This is a genomic window from Agathobaculum desmolans ATCC 43058, from assembly GCF_000701665.1.
Classification (GTDB): domain Bacteria; phylum Bacillota; class Clostridia; order Oscillospirales; family Butyricicoccaceae; genus Agathobaculum; species Agathobaculum desmolans.
On sequence record NZ_JNJN01000011.1, the window covers coordinates 12734 to 29416 of the forward strand.

The following is a 16683-nucleotide window of genomic DNA, read 5'->3' on the forward strand; positions in this document are numbered from 1 at the left end:
CCTGACAAATTGGATTTATTTCAATGTCAAAAGGCTTGTGAAAAAATATGCCCCCTGTTTTCGGATTAACATGGGTATAGGGCACTGTAAAATTATCAGAGGGCAGGGTATATGAAGGAGATGCTGGATGTTCAATAGGCTATCTCTTAACAGGCACCACAAAAACACGTTTATTTATCACGCTGAGAAATTTGCAATTCCGAAGAAATGTGCTATAATATGCGTGTTAAATGATATAAAAGTTCGCATCCATCTGTTACCCATGCACATGGAAAGGCTTTGCTTGCCACAGGCATGTGCACGGCAGAACGCATGATCGAGCTGAAAGGCAACACGCGGCAGATAACCTGCATCCTCCAGCAGGGTGAACAGCGGAAAAAAGATCGCCATCGGCGGCAGCATAACCGAAACCACCGTCGCCAGCACGCGCCACATGCCGTCGGTCAGCATGGCCACCAGCGCCGGCGGCAGACCGAGCGCCGTCAACCCGACGGCCAGCGGCTCGGTCAAACCAAGCAGATGGGTGCTCAGCCACTCGCTTGGCACATTGGCGCCCGACAATGTGATGTAAAAAACCAGTGCCAGCAGCGCCAGCATGCACGGTATCCCCCATCGCCTGCTGAGCACGATCCGGTCAATGCGGCGGTCACGCGCATCCGCCCCCGCCGGCGTACGCACACAGGTCAGCGCAATCTCCTCCGCCCGCAGCGCGGTGGCAGCCGTCAGCAGATCATCCACCTGCCCGGCCGACATACCATCCGGCAGCTGCTGCGGCAAAGCGGCCAATGCTTCGGCGCGGGGCAGTCCGCTGCGCTGTACCGCTGCTTCGATCTCCTCCGGATACCGGATCGCTGCGGTCTGCCCGGCCGGGCCATCCCGCAGCATACCGCCAACGGCCTGTGTCAGCTCCCGCAGACCGCGCCGTTTTCGTGCCGCGCAGGGCACGACCGGAATGCCCAGCTCCCGCTCTAACGCAGGCACATCAATATGAATATGCTTTTTGCGCGCTTCATCCATCAGGTTGAGACACAGCACGACCCGAGGCGTCCATTCCAATACCTGCAGCACCAAAATGAGGTTACGCTCCAAACAGGTCGCATCTGCTACCAGCACGGTTACATCCGCCTGCCCGGATGCCACAAAGTCCCGCGCGATGCGTTCCTCCTCCGAACGGGTGCGCAGCGAGTAAGTGCCCGGCAGGTCGACCAGCGTCATCGCCGTATCACCGCACCGCATCCGCCCATACGCCCCGGCTACGGTTTTTCCGCTCCAGTTTCCGGTATGCTGCCGCCCACCCGTTAACGCGTTGAAAACAGTCGATTTTCCGACGTTGGGATTGCCCGCCAGCGCGATGACCGGCATCTGCCCCGCCTTCAAGCCTGCACCCCCACTTCGATCAGACGGGCATCCGCCGCACGCAGCGCGATCACCGCACCGCGGATGCGGTAGGCGGTCGGATCACCGGAAGCGGCACGCTGGATGCACTGCACCCGCGTATCCGCAACCAAACCGAGATCCTGCAGGCGGCGCCGCATCCCGCCGGCTGCCCGCATGCGGCACACCCGTGCCTCTGCGCCTTCCGGCAGAGCGGAAAGCGGGCAAATGGTTTGATAATTCATGCTATCAGTCCTTACTGGTGTTTCTGATGATTGCCGCGCGCCGCAAAATGGGCGGGCGGCTGCTTCATGCTATGCAGCGGCAGGCGGCTGCGTGTTTTTTCTTCTTGCCTCCATATCAAAACAGGCCCCTCCGGGATCGGTCAAATCCACCCGGAAGGGCCTGTTCTGTCCGGCTGATATGCCGCCGGTTCAATCCGTATTCTGCGCACAGACGATTGAAATATCCGTGCTGATCAAATCACTTTCTGGCGAGCGTCCCTGCTGCAGCAGATCACACAGCAGCGTCAGCGGCTGGTATCCCTGCCGGTACAGATCCTGCGTCACGGTCAGGTCAAGCGATCCCTCTCGCAGCATCTGCCGGCGCCGCTCGGACATATCATGCGCAATAATGCGCAGGCGGCCGGTCATGCCTGCAGCCCGCACGGCATCCACGCAGCCGGTCACGCTGCGGTTTGCCATATAGATCGCCCGCAGCCCCGGCATCGTGCGGATCGCCTCGGTCACGCGGTTAAAGGTCAGGCGATAGTTATTATAGGTTTCGATCACTTCAATCTGTGAAGCTGCAAATCCCTTTGCTGCCATATGGCGGCAAAAACCATCCAAACGGGTGCGGTGCCCGTTATATTCCAGATTGCCCGCCATCGCAAGCACCTGTGCATCCGCCGGAATGCATTTACTGAGCAGCTCCGCTGCAATCCGCCCGCTTTTGGCATAATCCTGCCCGATAAAGCACAGCCGCCGGCTGTTCGGCAGATCCGAGTTGAATGTGATGCAGGGGATCCCCTGCTCTGCCAGCTCGTTGACCTTGGCCTCTATCGAAACATCCTCCAGCGCACACAGGGCGATCCCCTGTGCGCCCCATCCAAGCAGCTCGTCCAGCAGCTCGATCGCCTCGACCGGCAGATCGGTCTCACACATACATACGCGGATCTCCGCATGGCGTTCTGCCAGCGCAGCGCGCGCAGACTGAATCCCGCGGGAGACCTCTGCGTGGAACGGTCCGCCCCAGTTCGGCAGCAAAACGCCCAGCTTAACCGGCGCCAGCGGCAGCGGTCTGCCCGCATCCATGCGGCGGTGCGCCTCCCGCGGGGATAGATAACCGGTTTCGCGGATTGCTGCCATCACCCTCTCGCGCACCTCATCCCGTACATAAGACCGGTTGTTCAGCACCCGGTCTACCGTGCCGCGGGAAACACCGGCCCGCTCCGCCACATCCTGTATGGTAGGACGTTTACTCAAAACAATCACCTGCCTGCTTATTGCTTGTTATAGTATAACACAGATTGTGTGCTTTGTGTGTTAAAATTCATTCCGTGCTTTATATGTGCTTTTGCACATATCATTTCTCCCGCCGCGTATCCGTTGCAGTTTTCATTCTAAACCACATAAATCCATCCCATATGCAGCAATTAAATACGATTTTCCATCTATGTATCCGCAAAACGATTGTGAACCCTGCCTAAACGCATGGGCAAAATCTTGTATTCATCACTTTTATACCATTTTTTCGAGTATTTATCCTCATATTATCCATTTTTACTAACATTTGTTTCGCTTAATAACCTTCTTCGTCTCCATTTCTCTATTGATGATCCAGAAAATATCCGCCACCGGGATTGACATTATCACACAGAAAAACTATAATAAGCACATAAAGTGCACAGAGCACTGAAACACACATTATGGAGAGAAGAAGAAAGGAAGTCAGACATGAAAAAGAAGAACCTGTTAGCAGCACTTCTGGCCGGTTCGCTGGCCCTGAGCTTGACCGCCTGCAGCAGCGACACCGCGCCCGAGGGCGATCCGCAGGCCGGCGGCGAGGGCAGCGATCCCTTCCAGGTCAGCATGATCCTGAAAACCAACTCCTCCGAGTTCTGGCGCCTCATCCAGGCCGGCGCAGAAGCCTACGAGAAGGAGCATCCGGATCTTGTCAAGCTGTCCATCAAGGGGCCTCCGTCCGAGACTTCGTATGAAGAGCAGCTCAACATGATCCAGACCGACCTCGGCACCGCTGAGTTCGACGGTTACCTGATCGCTCCGCTGCAGTCCGACGCGGTTGCCAACCAGATCGCCAACACCGATAAGCCGGTTATGGCGTTCGACACCCGCATCGAATCCGACAAGTGCCTGTCCTTCATCGGCACCGGCAACAAGGAAGCCGCCAAGCAGGGCGCTAAGGCCGCTGTTGAAGCCGCCAAGGCTGCCGGCTGGGAAAAGATCCAGTGCATTGAGATCGCCGGCGTACAGGGCGACGCCACCAACACGGCCCGCATGGACGGCTACCGCGAAGGCATCAACGAAGCGGGCGGCGAATTCCTTGATAACGAAGTACAGTATGCAAACGCCACGGCCGACCTTGCCGTAACTGCAATGGAAGGTATTATGGGCAAATTCCCGGACGGCGTTGCCATCATCTGCTCAAACAACGATGATATGGCGATCGCTGCTGCCAGCACCGCAAAAAAGAACCCGGCTTACGCCAACACCATCTTCCTCGGCTTTGACGGCCAGCTTTCCGCCTGCGAAGCCATTGCCAACGGCGAGCTGACCATGAGCGCCGCACAAAACAACTACGATATCGGCTACAAGGCCGTAGAGGAAATGGTCCGCGTACTGCAGGGCGGCGAGCCGAAGGACTTTGTCGATACCGGCACAGAGATCGTAACCAAGGACAATGCCAACGAGCGCATCGAGCGCATGTCCGGTTACCTCAAGTAAGCATCCCGTTTTCTGTCAGCCCGCCGTTATGGCTCCAAACATAACGGCAGACATATGCCCTGCCGCTGCGGCTCCAAACACAGCGGCGGGACAGCACCGGCTCTGCTGCCCGTGCAGACGGCAAAGCCGGTTCACAACTACTCTTTCTCACAAACCTCTCTTAAGCAACCCCTAACCCCAAGCAACGGGCGCCCGCCAGACTCCCGCGGCGGACGCCCGTTCTATATCCAAAACGCAGGCGGGAGCAACACCCAGTGAGCAAGTCCGGCCACATAAGCCGGCAAAAAGGAGACAGTATTATGAAAGTTGGTATTATCGGTGCGGGCCGCATCGGCAAAGTACACGCCAAGAACATTTCCATGTTCGTACCCGAGATGGAGATCAAGACCATCGCCGATCCGTTCATGAACGAACAGACCGAGGCGTTTGCCAAGCAGTGCGGCATTCCGAACTGCACCAAGGACGCAAACGACATCCTGAACGATCCTGAGATCGAGGCTGTTCTCATCTGTTCCTCGACCGACACCCACTCCAAATACATCATCGAGGCAGCGCACGCAGGCAAGCACATCTTCTGCGAAAAGCCCATTGATTACGATCTGGCTAAGGTGCACGAGGCGATCAACGCTGCCAAGGAAGCCGGTGTCAAACTGCAGATCGGCTTCTGCCGCCGCTTTGACCATAACCACCGCGCAGTTTACGATATGGTGCGCGGCGGCAAGGTAGGCAAGGTGAACATCATCAAAATCTCCTCCCGCGACCCGGAGCCGCCCCCGGTATCCTACGTCAAGGTTTCCGGCGGCATCTTCTATGATATGATGATCCACGATTTCGATATGGCACGTTTCCTTGCCGGCAGCGAGGTTACCGAAGTCAATGCCATCGGTTCGGTGCTGGTCGATCCCGGCATCGGCGAAGCCGGTGATGTGGACACCGCACTGGTCACCCTCAAGTTTGAAAACGGCGCGATCGGCGTGATCGACAACAGCCGCAAGGCGGTTTACGGCTACGACCAGCGCGTAGAGGTCTTTGGCTCGGAAGGCTGCGCAGAGGATCAGAACGATACCCCGAACACCGCAGTTCTCTCCACGGCGGACGGCGCTGTGCACGGTGTGGCCTACAAGGTTATGTGGGATCGCTACACCGGCGCATTTGTTGCGGAAATGCAGGCATTTGCCGACGCTGTTGTCAACAACAAGGAAACCCCGGTCACCGGTGAGGACGGCCTGTATCCCGTGCTGATGGCAGCTGCGGCAACCAAGTCCCTCAAGGAAGGCCGCCCGGTCAAGATCTCCGAAATTGAGTAAAAATTTGTGCATTCTGATGGGTTGCTCCCACAGCCCGTCAGGGTGTATGCTGAAATCAAATCATCCATCCCTACGTTCCGTCTGGAGGTAATCAAATTATGGCACTGAGAAAATGCGCATGCATCGACACCCTGTACACCGAGCTGGACTGGCTCGACCGCTTTCAGGCGGCAAAGGACGATGGCTTTGAAGCCGTCGAATTCTGGGACTGGCGCATCCGTGATCTGGATGCGACCCGCGCAGCAGCCGAAAAGGCCGGCATTGCAATTTCCGGCTTTAACGGCGATGCGGACTACTCGCTGGTCGATCCGACCCACAAGGAAAAGTATATCGACTATCTGAAGCAGTCGATCGCTGCGGCGAAAAAGGTGGGCGCGTCCAGCGTGACCATCCACTCCAACGCATTGGGCGAAGGCGGCATTGTGGTTGACCATTACGACAATCTTTCCCACACGGTCAAGCTGTGCTCGATGTACGATATGCTGCTCGAATGCGCGAAGCTTGCAGAAGCGGAAGAGATCAACCTTAATCTGGAGGCGCTCAACATCACGACCGACCACGTTGGCAACTTCCTTGCCACCACGCAGATGGGTGCGGAAATCGTCCGTCTGATCGGCTCGCCGCGGCTCAAGCTGCTGTACGATGTATACCACATGCAGATCAACGAGGGCTGCATCTGCGATACGATCACCAACTATGCAGACTGTTTCGGCCATATCCACGTAGCGGATGCCCCCGGCCGCCACGAGCCGGGCACGGGCGAGATCAACTACACCAAGGTCATCCGTCATCTGGAGGCTTGCGGCTACACCGGCCGCGTTGGCTACGAGCTGTTCCCCTCCACGGATACCAAAACCGCGGTGCAGGCGATCATGACGCACTGCTGATAAAAACAGATCCCTACGGGAAGCTTTCTCTCTCAAAGCAAAAAGTCAGGCACAAAGCCTGACTTTTTTGCTTGTAACAAAGCGGTCCGGAACACGCCATACCGCTTTGTTATAATTTACTTTCGCTTGTCGGTGCGTCCGACAAGATCATCCAAACGTTACCTGATAATAGTCAGCCAATTTCACCGCCAAATCCAGCGACAGGATACGTTCTCCTCGTTCCTATTTAGAATAAAGCGATTGATCGCACAAAAGCATTTCGGCAATCTGTTTTTGCGTCCAATCGGTATCTTCGCGCAAGTCCCGCATTCTAAGATTCATATTTGTTCGACTGACTCGTATCTATCAGTACGGTTCAACAGATAATCAACGCTCACATCATAGAAATCTGCTAAAGCACACAAAATATGCGGCGGAATCATACGCTGTCCACTTTCATAATATGCGTATGTCCGCTGCGACACACCAATTTCTGCGCCAACCTGCGCCTGTGTGAGATCGCGATCTTCCCGTAAATCCCGGATTCGCTGATACCGCTCCATTTCAATCACCAATTGCAGTATATGTCAGAACAATTTGTTCCATTGACTTTTTGAATAAATTGTTCTAAGCTAAACAAAGAGGTGATTTTATGCCGGATTATAAAGAAATGTACCTGACGCTGTTTCGCGCGACCGAACAGGCCGTCAATACGCTGATCCAAGCACAGCGCGCATGTGAAGAGCTGTACATCAATGCACCGGAGTCCGCACTGCGGATCGTCCCGCTGCCGGAACACGCAGATGAAGCGCCCGGCGATCCGGCACCCGAGTGACAAACCGCCGCAGACGTATTCTGTTAACAGGCTGCATCCCTCGCGCAGCAGCACAAATGCACAAACCGTCAGGCCTTTGCCTGACGGTTTTCACTTCTCGCAAGGAAGATACCGGATATCCTACCTTTTATTTTGCCTGCCGTCCGGCGCTCTCTGCCGGCAGCCCCATCTCGCGCCGCAGCCAATACAGCAGCAAGCCGACTGCCGCGCGCTGTTCCCCCGGGGTCAGCGCCCGTCCCGCCGGGATATGATGCCACTTTTCCATGCAGCCCCGGCAGCACAGCGCTGTGGCATGCTGCGCCACAAATACCGGATGCCCGCGCATCGGCGTCTGCTTGCCGTCCTGCGGCGGCGCCGCCGGCGCCAGACGCAGCCGCACGAAATCCGCTGCATGGCTGCGGATGGTATCCCAGCCCTTATCGCAGATATACTGCCGCTCCCGCAGGCTCAGATGAAACCGGCTGCGGAAAGAAGAGCGCGCCAGACGCGTCAAAATGCGGACATACGCCTGCTGCCGTTCCGCCTGATCCATATCTGCTGTCCTCCCTGCTGTTTTTTCTTATCATACCGCGGCAGAGCAGCAAATGCAAGGCGAAAACACCGTATCGCATCCGGACAGCCCGTCCTGTTTACACAAGCGTAATATACTGCTGCGGATCGACTTTTTCATCATTGACATGGATCTCGAAATGCAGATGAGGTCCGGTGGAATTGCCCGTGTTGCCGGACAGCGCGATCCGATCCCCCTTGGCAACCACATCTCCCACCGACACCAGCAGCTCAGAATTGTGTCCATACAACGTTTTATAGCCATTGCGGTGATCCAGAATGATATATTTGCCATATCCGTTGCCGGAATCCTCCGCCACGATCACTTTACCGTGATCCGCCGCATACACCGGCGTCCCCTCTCCCGCCGCCAGATCGACCCCGCTGTGCAGCCGTCCCCAACGCCATTTGAAGCCCGAGGTAAAGGTATAGCTGCTCATCGGCACCAGAAAACTGCCCGTGCCGATGCCGACATTTTTCGTGCCGACCTCAACGATCTCATCGGTTGCATTGCTCAGCACGGTGCGCGCTACGATCGTGCGTCCGTGCTCCTCCCCGTCCACTGTCCGGATCTCCGCGGTAACAACCGCCTCTCCTGCGCAGCCCTCCTGCAAAGTCGCCCGGTAAGTCTGATCCCGCTCGTCATTCTCCCGCGTAACCGTTTCAAACGGGATCTCCTCGTTATACGTGACCGACCGTATCGCCGTCACATCCAGCTGCGGCGCAAGCGATTGATAAAGCGTCCCTAAATCCGAAGCCAGCGCGGTCTGTGCCACCACACGATCTACCCGCACCGGCTGCAAAAATTCCGCATTTTCATCAGTCGCTGTGGTGTACTGCGCCTTGATACGGTCAAGCAGGGTCTGCGCTTCCTCCGCCGTGCGGCATACCCCGGCCCGTTCCCCGTTTACGGAAATGACCGCCAGCGTATCCAGCTCACCGCTTGCCTCCATCAGATCGCGGCGCAGCTCCTCACCGCTCAAAAACTGCGCAGCGGGCGCACGCATCGGCCGCGTTTGCAGTACGACCGGCAGCGTATACTGCGTGCCGGATAACGCGGTGGCGCTTGCCTCCAGCTCCTGCACCGCGGCATCCAGCATCTCTGTCTGCTCCACCAGCCCCAGCGGACGGCCATCCGCCAAAACCAGCGTCCCCCGCTGCATAAACAGCAGCCCCGGCAGCAAAAACAGCGGCACAAATACCGCCAGTGCGCACAGAGCGCGCCGGCGTCCCACTGCAGTGCACCCACTGCGCAGCAGCCCCCAAACCGGCAGCGTACACAGGCGGGTGATCGCCCGGTCGAGCATCAGAACAGCCTGCACCAGCGCATACAGCAGTCCGGAGCAAAGGCCAAAGAAAAAAGCCAACAGGTTTCGCATATCGGTGACGGAAGGGGCACGCCCCTTCCATTCCCTCCTTTCGTGATCCAAAGGTTACATTTCGGTAACACTGGATAGCTTACTCACGCAGGAGGGCGAAGTCATACGAAACCTGTCGGCCGTGTGGCAAATATTTAATTTTTTACCGGTGCGCCGGTAAAATCTGTGGGGAAAAAGCGCAGATCAAGCGGTTTTTGCTGATAATACCGTTCCAGAACCGCGCGCTGCAGCGAAACCGCAAGCGGCACCGCCGCGTCGAACAGATCGCCAAAAGACTCGGTCCGTTCGACCCCATCCGACAGCCACGGGCGGCGCGCCCGGTTCGCACAATCCGCCGCATGCGGCTGTGCAGGGCGGATGAGTGAGGAAGCCAATCCTGCCTTGCCGACCATGCGCTCAAAGCGCTGCAAATGCCCCTTCGCATGGCTGCCGTTGTGCGCCAGATGCAGCACCCGCCGCATATCGTGCAGCGCATGGTATACCGCCGCAGGGGACAGCCGCACGCCGTACACCGTCCGCGCAGCGCGAGCCATGACCCGCGCCAGCACCGTGCACTCCGGTGCGTTCGGATCCAGCAGCCGGTATGCTTCAAAATCCGCCGGAGCGGCCGCGATATAACCCGCGATCATCACACTGTCAATATCACTTTCTACCTGTGCACGGCGCACCGCCGCCGCGTATCCCGGCAGATAAGGCGTAAGCCGGTCAGCCTGCGCACAGATAAAGGCATGCGTTACCCGATCCAGCGCATAATGCGTACAAAACCCGAACACATAGGCGAGCGCCGCCGTATTATGCTCCTGCACCGCAGCTTCACACAGTGCTTCAAACAGCGGTGCGGGCGGTTCGGTATACATACGTTTTGCCAGCCGCCGCACCGGGCTGGGAAATGGCATATGGTACAAGGTAAGCGGATCCGGCCCCTGTGCGCCCCAACGGTACGCCGCAGAAGACATTTCGGCAATATGCGTCACCGTATCCCCCGTTACACGCTGTACCGTTGCCGCAAAAATATGATGGGTAGCAAATGAAGGCATAGCAACTTCTCCTCCACAAACAATTTGAAATCAGACATTATCCTTAGTATACCGTAAAGCAGGGCAAAATGCCAGCGAAAGCCGCGGATTCCGCATACACAAGCCCGCCGCCGTGTCAGCCATAATATTTGAGCCGCCGCTGCGGCTCCACCAGCGCTTCCACAAACGCCGTAGCCGGATGCCGCACCAGCTCCTCCGGTGTATCGCACTGCTGCACTTGCCCCTGATCCATCACGAGCACACGGGTGCCCAGCTTCAGTGCTTCCCCGATATCATGCGTGACAAACAGGATCGTGATCCCGCTTTCCCGATGGATGCGCTGCATTTCCTCCTGCAGCTGCGCACGAGTAATCTCATCCACTGCACCAAACGGCTCATCCATCAGCAGAATCTCCGGACCGGCAGCCAGCGCCCGGGCAATACCCACCCGCTGCCGCTGTCCGCCGGAAAGCGTGCTCGGAAACCGTCCGGCCAGCGCCGGGTCCAGCCCGACCTGCCGCAGCAGCGCAGCTGTTTTTTCCCGGCGCGCCTGTCCTTTCCACCCGTCCATCCCGGCGATCGAAGGTACATAGGCAACATTCTTTTCCACCGTCATGTGCGGAAACAGCCCTACGCTTTGGATGACATAGCCGATCCGCCGCCGCAGGGCAACCGGATCCGCCTGCGCAACATCCTTCCCCTGCACAAGCACCCGTCCGCTGTCCGCACGGGTCAGGCCGTTGACCATCTTCAGCGCGGTCGTTTTGCCGCAGCCCGAGCGGCCGATCACCGTCAAAAATGTGCCGGATTGGATTTCAAGCGAAAAATCCTGCAGCACAGCCTGCCCGCCAAAGGATTTGAATACATGCTCAAAGCAAATGATAGGCTCCATCGCCTTACCCCTCCAGCAAGCCCTTCCCGATCAGGAAATCACGGGCTGCCTTCTGCTCGTCCACGCCTTCCACCTCGACCTGATAGTTAAGGGATGCCATTTCCTTCTCGGAAAGCAGCCCGTCCATCTGCATCAGCGCCTCTTCCAAACCGGGAAATTCCTCCAGCGCCTGCCGCCGCACCACGGTCGAGCAGAAATAATTCACCTGCAGGTGCTTGTCATCCGCCAGCGTCACCAAATCGGTCTCCGGATTGGCAAGCTGGGCGTCGGTCGTGTACGCATTGGTCACGTCGATCTCGCCGCCAGCCAGCGCCTGATATTTTAAGCCGATGTCAATATCCATCACGTTTTGAAATTGCAGGCCGTAGGTGTCACACAGTGCGCCAAAGCCGTCCGCCCGCTCGATATAATCGGGGTTGCCGCCAAAGGTCAGGCTGCCGGCTGCCGCCGCCAGATCACTGGTGTTCTGCAAATTGTACTGCTTCGCAGTGTCGCCGCGCACAGCTACGGTATAGGTGTTGTTAAAGCCGTACAGACCCAGCCAATCCATATCAAATTTTTCCTGATATTCTTTTCGAAGCTGCGCAAACATCTCGTCATCCGCTATCTCCCCGGCCGGATGGTCAAGCACCATCACCCAACCGCTCGAAGTATATTCCGGGTACAGATCAAACGAGCCGCTTTCCATCGCGGGATGGATATTGCTGGTACCGCCGCCCACGCCCTTGGTGATCTCCACCTCATACCCAGCCTGTTCGATCAGCAGCCCCAGCATTTCACCGAGGATATACTGCTCGGTCATGGGTTTGGTGGCGATACGCACCGGCCGTGCGCCGGCATCAGCCGCCGCATTGTTCCCGCCGCAGGCTGTCAGCGAAACCGCAAGCGCCAGCAGCAGTCCGGCAGTAAGCAGTCGTTTTCCATTCTTTTTCATCATCAGGTTCCTTTCTGTTTGAAGTAGCGTTCCAGCGCACCCAACGCCAGATCGCATAAAATAGCCAGCAGGGCAATCAGAATACTACCTGCCGCCGTCATCGCAGGGTTATAAATCGTGATGCCGCGGTAGATGGCAACGCCCAATCCCCCGGCGCCGACAAACGACGCGATGCCGGCCACCGATATGGTCATCACCACCATATTCCGCACGCCTGCCAGAATCACCCCGGCTGCCATCGGCAGCTTGACCCGCAGCAGCGACTGGAGACGGGTGCTGCCCATCCCCTCCGCCGCCTCCAGAATATCCGGATCCAGCGTTGTCAGCCCCACATATGTGTTGCGCACCATGGGCATGATGCCGTAAATCGTCAGCGCGATCACCGCGGTTTCATTTCCGACCCCGCTGAACGGGATCAGAATACCCAGCAGGGAGATCGCAGGGATCGTGTACAGCACATTGCACACCCCCATCACCGGCGGCGCGATCCGGGGATACTGGGCAATGCCGATGCCGATAAGCAGCCCCAAGACACCAGCCAAACCGATCGCCGTCAGTGCCAGCCCCATGTGTGCCGCCAGCAGCTCCGCAAACCAGTCTGCCCGCTCCACATACAGGGTAAAAATATCTTGCAGCAATTCCATGGCGCTTACCGATGCCGGCAGCGCACGTCCGCTGCAATACGATCGATCATCTGTTGTCCGGATTTGCACCGGCCATCTTCTATTCCGGCGTATGCAGCTCTTTGATGACGGAGCTGTGCTGCATACGCACTGTATATATGATTCACAAATTTTTCCTCCTCGCTTGCACTGCTGGCTTTATAGTAACATCATTTCCCACTTTTGAAAAGTACACTTTTTCACTATTATATCAATTTTTTGCTCCACCTTCCAATTTCTGCATTTTATCCATCCAATGCAGCAGCCCGTCCCTGCCGACACAGACAAAATATTTTACCGGAACTTCGCAGTCCCGCATCGCTGGCTATTGAGGAAGCAAATACATTGTGTTATAATAAAAAATACTGTATTGCAACCTTTCCTGCCGGAAAGACTGCACGCGCAGCTATATCCCACCCTGTAAACCCATTAGGGGATACCACCCATCCCCAGTAAATAAAGGAGAGTTAAGACATATGAAACTCGGTATCGTCGGCCTGCCCAATGTGGGCAAGTCCACTTTGTTCAACGCGATCACACAAGCCGGTGCAGAAAGCGCCAATTACCCCTTCTGCACGATCGACCCAAATGTCGGCATGGTAGCAGTTCCGGATGAACGCCTGCAGCCGCTGACCGATCTGTATCACGCCAAAAAGACCACCCCGGCAGTGGTGGAGTTTGTCGATATCGCCGGGCTGGTGCGCGGCGCCTCCAAGGGGGAAGGACTTGGCAACAAGTTCCTGTCCCACATCCGCGAAGTGGATGCGATCGTTCATGTGGTGCGCTGCTTTGAGAATGAAAACATCGTGCACGTAGAAGGCTCGGTCGATCCCGCGCGCGATATCGAAACCATTAACCTCGAGCTGATCCTTGCGGATATCGAACATCTGGAACGCCGCATCGAGCGTACCCGCAAGGCGGCCAAGGCAGATAAAAAGCTGAATCTTGATGTCGAGATCCTCGAATCCCTCAAAGCGCATCTGGAGGAAGGCAAAACCGCCCGCACCTTCGAAGGCTTCGGCGAGGACGAGGATGTTGACCGCGTCATCGGAGAAAGCGACCTGCTTTCTGCCAAAAAGGTGATCTACGCCGCCAATATGGACGAAGCCGGTTTCACCGGAGATGCCGCCGAGAATGCCCGCCTTACTGCGGTGCAGGCCATTGCGGACGCGGAAGGCGCAATGGTGCTGCCCATCTGCGCCAAACTGGAAGAAGACATCGCCGGGATGGACGCAGAAGAAAAGGAGATGTTCCTTTCCGAGCTGGGACTGCATGAATCCGGTCTCGACCGCCTGATCCGCGTGTGCTACGACCTGCTCGGCCTGATGAGCTATCTGACCGCCGGTGAGCAGGAAGTCCGCGCATGGACGATCGAAAAGGGCACCAAGGCGCCGCAGGCCGCCGGTAAAATCCACACCGATTTTGAGCGCGGCTTCATCCGTGCCGAGGTCATCAGCTACCACGATCTGATCGAGCTTGGCTCACTGGCTGCCGCCCGCGAAAAGGGTCTTGTACGCTCGGAAGGCAAAGAATACGTCATGCAGGACGGCGACGTCGTACTGTTCCGTTTTAACGTATAAACCGTTCCAAAAAGAAGCTGCCGCAGAATGAATACACATTCTGCGGCAGCTTTTTTGCATTTTTTCGCTCACAGCATGCGCAGACGCTGCAAAAACTCCTGATTCTCGGTTTTCTCACATATCCCATCAATACCAGAGGAAATCACCCAAACCGCCATCCCGCGGCGAGCACAGGTGACCAGCATATCGATAATCATATCATGATAAGCGGATTCCTGCCCTGCAAACGGAAAAAAACAGATCAGCAGCCGCGGATTGAGCAGGTACCACTTGTAATAAGAAAAGCGCAGCCGCTCCGGCAGTGTCCACGCCGACAGCGGACACTGCAGCATTTCCCGGCTGAACCAATGCGATGCCTCCTGTAAAATCGTCTCCGTGACCCGCCGGCGCACAATGTGCTGCCCTGCCTTGGGCAGCAGCCCAATACACAGATTATCCAGCGCGGTCAAGTCATCAAACAACACCCCATACGGACGGTCGGGCCGCTCGATCTGGATGCCGATGCGAGTACCGGTCAGCCGCATCAGATCCCGGTAGGCATAGGCCTTCCCATCCAAACGAAATACGCCACGCACCCAACTCTGTCCGTCCAAAAAGCAATCCCGTATGCGGGAAACCGTGTTGTAGTTTTCATCCCGCAGCAGCGCGATCTCCCCGCTGCGGATCTGAAATGTCAGCGGAGGCAGCCCCGGAAAGGTCAGTCCCGCCGCATCCACCACGACCCGCTCATCGCACGGGACGGCCGGGCGTTCCGCACCGCTGCGGCGGTGCTCCCAGCCGAGGATCTCGAACAGACGGCCGTCATATTCATCCGGATAAAGGCGGTAACAGGTGCAGCGATCCCGGATCACATCGATCCGTCCGGCATACCGATAAAGAAACTCCTCACTCATGTCACACAGCAGCACCGCCGTCCCCTGTCCGAGCAATAGCTGCACGCAGTGCATCAGCCGATCCAGATCACGGCGGCGCAGGATTTCGGTAAACCGGTCAAGCACCAGCAGCTCCATGCCGCAAAACCATGCGCGGAACACCGCCAGCCGGTAATAATCCAGCAAGGAGAGCCCGGTCAGCTTGGCCTGCCAGGGAATACTCAACTCCATCTGCTGCAGCATCCGCGTGGTTTCCGGCGCACGAAGCCGCATCTCCGCCTGCCGCCGCTGCCGCCAGGGAAGCGGTTTGCCGAGTGCCATAACAAAATCCCACGCGATCAGCTCCTTGGAGACAAAACGCGATCGATCCGCAACCATGCAGTGCTGTTCGATCCAATGCGTCATCTCGATCGAACCGGCGCGCTGCCCACATACAAATATTCGTCCGCCGGTCACATGCGAAATCCCTTTGAAAATATCCAGATACGCGGTACCCGATGTAAGATGCTCATCCACATAAACGCCGATGCATTCGCCGCGCGAGATCGAAAGCTCAAAGCGGCACTCGCTGCCGTTATTTTGAAACCGGCCGTTTTCCACCCGGATGAGTTCTTCTTTCATACTCCGTCACTCCTCCTGCGTTAGCAACGGCATGGTAACACAGCATTCCGTGCCAACCCCCACCGCACTGAAAATGTGCAGGCCGTAATCTTCCCCGAACATCAAACGGATACGGCTGTTGACATTGCGCAGCGCGATGCCGCCGTGCGAATGCAGAGGCGCCGCGCCGGTCTCGCCGGAAAACTGTGCGTTCAGCTGTGCAACCTGTTCCTCCGGAATGCCCATTCCGTTATCCCGCACACGCAGAAACAGGGTACGGTCGCTGTTTTCCACAATGACCCGCACCGTGCCCTGCCCGATCCGTCCTTCCAGCCCATGTATTACCGCATTTTCCACCAGCGGCTGCAAAATCAGTTTGGGCATGCGTGCCTCGAGCAGCTCCTCGTTTTCCATTTCCAATTCCATGGTCAGCTTATCGCCAAACCGACAGCGCTGGATGGTAAAATAGTTTTCCGCATTATCCAGCTCATCGGAAAACGTCACATATTCCTGCACATTTGAAATCGTATAGCGGAAAAAGGTCGCCAGCGCCTCGGTCGTCTCGGCAATTTCTTCCTGATCGGCCAGAAGTGCATCCGCCCGGATAGCTTCCAGCGCATTATACAAAAAATGCGGATTGATCTGGTTTTGCAGCGCCAGATATTCTGCCTGCTTTTGCTGCAGGCGGGTGATCTCCTCCCCGTGCAGGCGCTCTTCCAGATCGGCAAAAAACGCCTGCAGCTCGGATTGCGCGCTCCAGTCCGCCTGCAGAACCGCCTCCGGGTTTTTATCACTGCGGTAACGGCGCATCAGCCGCCGCAGCTTCCAGCAGGTTTTCAGCCACATGGTACACC

The 16683-nt window shown here is 57.0% G+C and carries 18 protein-coding genes; 5 read left to right on the forward strand and 13 right to left on the reverse strand.

Annotated features, from left to right (window positions below; translation table 11 throughout):
• Window positions 1-177: 177 nt before the first annotated feature.
• From T363_RS16530 to T363_RS0104730, 3 genes are all read right to left on the reverse strand, one after another.
• Entirely contained in the window at window positions 178-1377 is a 1200-nt protein-coding gene (locus tag T363_RS16530; RefSeq protein WP_051643098.1) for a ferrous iron transporter B, read from the reverse strand.
• Window positions 1374-1619, reverse strand: coding sequence for a FeoA family protein (locus T363_RS0104720; RefSeq protein ID WP_031473727.1), 246 nt, complete (start codon window positions 1617-1619; stop codon window positions 1374-1376). Before T363_RS0104720 ends, T363_RS16530 begins: the two co-directional genes overlap by 4 nt.
• 189 nt (window positions 1620-1808) lie before the next feature.
• Window positions 1809-2867, reverse strand: a complete 1059-nt coding sequence (locus T363_RS0104730) for a substrate-binding domain-containing protein (protein WP_242840230.1) — start codon at window positions 2865-2867, stop codon at window positions 1809-1811.
• A 462-nt stretch (window positions 2868-3329) separates the two neighbouring features.
• On the opposite strand from T363_RS0104730, the gene T363_RS0104735 reads away from it, so the two are divergent.
• Window positions 3330-4337 (forward strand): sugar ABC transporter substrate-binding protein, encoded by a 1008-nt coding sequence (locus T363_RS0104735; protein ID WP_031473731.1) that lies wholly within the window; start codon window positions 3330-3332, stop codon window positions 4335-4337.
• On the opposite strand, the gene T363_RS15980 is transcribed toward T363_RS0104735, so the two are convergent.
• On the reverse strand, window positions 4330-4488 hold the full coding sequence (locus T363_RS15980) for a hypothetical protein (protein ID WP_154658740.1): 159 nt from the start codon (window positions 4486-4488) through the stop codon (window positions 4330-4332). The genes T363_RS0104735 and T363_RS15980 overlap by 8 nt on opposite strands.
• Before the next feature lie 145 nt (window positions 4489-4633).
• On the opposite strand from T363_RS15980, the gene iolG reads away from it, so the two are divergent.
• The gene (iolG, locus tag T363_RS0104740; protein ID WP_034971705.1) at window positions 4634-5644 is read left to right on the forward strand and encodes an inositol 2-dehydrogenase; all 1011 of its coding nucleotides are present in this window, start codon (window positions 4634-4636) and stop codon (window positions 5642-5644) included.
• 98 nt (window positions 5645-5742) lie between these two features.
• Complete coding sequence (locus tag T363_RS0104745) at window positions 5743-6531, forward strand: TIM barrel protein (RefSeq protein ID WP_031473733.1); 789 nt, start codon at window positions 5743-5745, stop codon at window positions 6529-6531.
• A gap of 317 nt (window positions 6532-6848) precedes the next feature.
• On the opposite strand, the gene T363_RS15470 is transcribed toward T363_RS0104745, so the two are convergent.
• The gene (locus T363_RS15470; RefSeq protein WP_031473734.1) at window positions 6849-7073 is read right to left on the reverse strand and encodes a helix-turn-helix domain-containing protein; all 225 of its coding nucleotides are present in this window, start codon (window positions 7071-7073) and stop codon (window positions 6849-6851) included.
• An 89-nt stretch (window positions 7074-7162) separates the two neighbouring features.
• Between T363_RS15470 and T363_RS0104755 the strand changes: the two genes are divergently transcribed.
• Window positions 7163-7345: a hypothetical protein gene (locus T363_RS0104755; protein WP_031473736.1), complete on the forward strand. Its 183-nt coding sequence runs from the start codon at window positions 7163-7165 to the stop codon at window positions 7343-7345.
• 127 nt (window positions 7346-7472) lie between these two features.
• Here T363_RS0104755 and T363_RS0104760 read toward each other — a convergent pair whose 3' ends face one another.
• The 6 genes from T363_RS0104760 to T363_RS0104785 form a co-directional block, all read right to left on the reverse strand.
• Complete coding sequence (locus T363_RS0104760) at window positions 7473-7877, reverse strand: DUF4186 domain-containing protein (RefSeq protein ID WP_031473738.1); 405 nt, start codon at window positions 7875-7877, stop codon at window positions 7473-7475.
• Window positions 7878-7974: 97 nt separating this feature from the next.
• Complete coding sequence (locus T363_RS15050; RefSeq protein WP_161645945.1) at window positions 7975-9261, reverse strand: peptidoglycan DD-metalloendopeptidase family protein; 1287 nt, start codon at window positions 9259-9261, stop codon at window positions 7975-7977.
• A 146-nt stretch (window positions 9262-9407) separates the two neighbouring features.
• On the reverse strand, window positions 9408-10310 hold the full coding sequence (locus tag T363_RS0104770; protein WP_031473747.1) for a hypothetical protein: 903 nt from the start codon (window positions 10308-10310) through the stop codon (window positions 9408-9410).
• Window positions 10311-10425: 115 nt separating this feature from the next.
• Entirely contained in the window at window positions 10426-11181 is a 756-nt protein-coding gene (locus T363_RS0104775; RefSeq protein ID WP_034971687.1) for an ABC transporter ATP-binding protein, read from the reverse strand.
• A gap of 4 nt (window positions 11182-11185) precedes the next feature.
• On the reverse strand, window positions 11186-12118 hold the full coding sequence (locus T363_RS0104780; RefSeq protein ID WP_099092269.1) for a glycine betaine ABC transporter substrate-binding protein: 933 nt from the start codon (window positions 12116-12118) through the stop codon (window positions 11186-11188).
• Window positions 12118-12828 carry an ABC transporter permease gene (locus tag T363_RS0104785; RefSeq protein WP_034971689.1) on the reverse strand — a complete coding sequence of 237 codons (711 nt, stop codon included), beginning with the start codon at window positions 12826-12828 and terminating at the stop codon, window positions 12118-12120. Before T363_RS0104785 ends, T363_RS0104780 begins: the two co-directional genes overlap by 1 nt.
• Before the next feature lie 425 nt (window positions 12829-13253).
• Here T363_RS0104785 and ychF point away from each other — a divergent pair, with 425 nt between their 5' ends.
• On the forward strand, window positions 13254-14357 hold the full coding sequence (gene ychF / locus T363_RS0104790) for a redox-regulated ATPase YchF (protein WP_031473755.1): 1104 nt from the start codon (window positions 13254-13256) through the stop codon (window positions 14355-14357).
• Window positions 14358-14425: 68 nt separating this feature from the next.
• Here ychF and T363_RS0104795 read toward each other — a convergent pair whose 3' ends face one another.
• Both T363_RS0104795 and T363_RS0104800 read right to left on the reverse strand, forming a co-directional pair.
• Complete coding sequence (locus tag T363_RS0104795; protein ID WP_031473757.1) at window positions 14426-15850, reverse strand: hypothetical protein; 1425 nt, start codon at window positions 15848-15850, stop codon at window positions 14426-14428.
• Window positions 15851-15856: 6 nt separating this feature from the next.
• Entirely contained in the window at window positions 15857-16675 is an 819-nt protein-coding gene (locus T363_RS0104800; protein WP_051643100.1) for a sensor histidine kinase, read from the reverse strand.
• Between the last annotated feature and the right edge of the window lie 8 nt (window positions 16676-16683).

Excerpts from the sequence above, each read along its gene's own strand:
- T363_RS0104795 (WP_031473757.1), bottom strand. The coding sequence starts at position 15,850 with ATGAAAGAAGAACTCATCCGGGTGGAAAACGGCCGGTTTCAAAATAAC.
- T363_RS0104800 (WP_051643100.1), bottom strand. The coding sequence starts at position 16,675 with ATGTGGCTGAAAACCTGCTGGAAGCTGCGGCGGCTGATGCGCCGTTAC.
- T363_RS0104770 (WP_031473747.1), bottom strand. The coding sequence starts at position 10,310 with ATGCCTTCATTTGCTACCCATCATATTTTTGCGGCAACGGTACAGCGT.
- T363_RS0104755 (WP_031473736.1), top strand. The coding sequence starts at position 7,163 with ATGCCGGATTATAAAGAAATGTACCTGACGCTGTTTCGCGCGACCGAA.
- T363_RS0104745 (WP_031473733.1), top strand. The coding sequence starts at position 5,743 with ATGGCACTGAGAAAATGCGCATGCATCGACACCCTGTACACCGAGCTG.
- ychF (WP_031473755.1), top strand. The coding sequence starts at position 13,254 with ATGAAACTCGGTATCGTCGGCCTGCCCAATGTGGGCAAGTCCACTTTG.
- T363_RS0104760 (WP_031473738.1), bottom strand. The coding sequence starts at position 7,877 with ATGGATCAGGCGGAACGGCAGCAGGCGTATGTCCGCATTTTGACGCGT.
- T363_RS0104735 (WP_031473731.1), top strand. The coding sequence starts at position 3,330 with ATGAAAAAGAAGAACCTGTTAGCAGCACTTCTGGCCGGTTCGCTGGCC.
- T363_RS0104720 (WP_031473727.1), bottom strand. The coding sequence starts at position 1,619 with ATGAATTATCAAACCATTTGCCCGCTTTCCGCTCTGCCGGAAGGCGCA.
- T363_RS15470 (WP_031473734.1), bottom strand. The coding sequence starts at position 7,073 with ATGGAGCGGTATCAGCGAATCCGGGATTTACGGGAAGATCGCGATCTC.
- T363_RS0104775 (WP_034971687.1), bottom strand. The coding sequence starts at position 11,181 with ATGGAGCCTATCATTTGCTTTGAGCATGTATTCAAATCCTTTGGCGGG.
- T363_RS0104780 (WP_099092269.1), bottom strand. The coding sequence starts at position 12,118 with ATGATGAAAAAGAATGGAAAACGACTGCTTACTGCCGGACTGCTGCTG.